Annotated in this window: 1 pseudogene; it reads left to right on the top strand. The window is 41.8% G+C overall.

Features of this window, described 5'->3' with window-relative positions:
* Positions 1–715 (top strand): annotated as a pseudogene (locus tag HMPREF1039_RS08155) (hypothetical protein); the annotation flags it as partial.

Below are 715 nucleotides of genomic sequence, written 5' to 3'. Positions count from 1 at the left end.
AAAGATGGCGGTTCTATTACCATTCATGGAACGAACGGTGCGGATGGACAAGACGGAGAAAATGGATTAACGATTCGCGGCGTTGACGGTAAGAAAGGTGAAAAAGGAGAAAAAGGTGTAGACGGTACGACAACTATTAAACGCATTGTCATTACCGATCCGGACGGGAAGAATCCGCACTCCGTGGCTACGTTGGATGATGGCTTGAAATTTAAAGGTGATATCGGAGATGCGGCACCTATTAAATTAAATAATCAGGTAAATATTGTCGGTGGAGAAACCGTTGCTGCTAATTTAAGTGACGGAAATATTGGTGTTGATACCACAAAAGAAGGAAATAATGCAAAACTGACAGTTAAGTTGGCGAAGAAACTGAAGAATTTGGAAAGTGCTACGTTTACCAAGACTGTGACAACTCCGAATGGTGACGTAACAACGGTTACTACGATTAATGATAATGGCGTGACCATCGGTAATAATACGGATCCTACAAAGAATGTCAGCCTGACCAAAGACGGACTCAATATGGCTGAACAGGAAATTAAGAATGTCAAAGAAAGTACGACAGCTACTAATGCCGCTACAGTAGGACAAGTGAATGCAGCTAAGAAAGAAGCTATGGATACATTAACGGCAGGATTTGATGTTAAGGCCGGAACGGTAACAGGAAATGTTTCCTTAAAAGCCGGTGAAAAACCGACTGTTGAATTTTTGT

It is taken from the genome of Megasphaera lornae (genome assembly GCF_000214495.1).
Classification (GTDB): Bacteria; Bacillota; Negativicutes; order Veillonellales; family Megasphaeraceae; genus Megasphaera; species Megasphaera lornae.
This window is presented reverse-complemented; position numbering and strand designations above follow the sequence as displayed.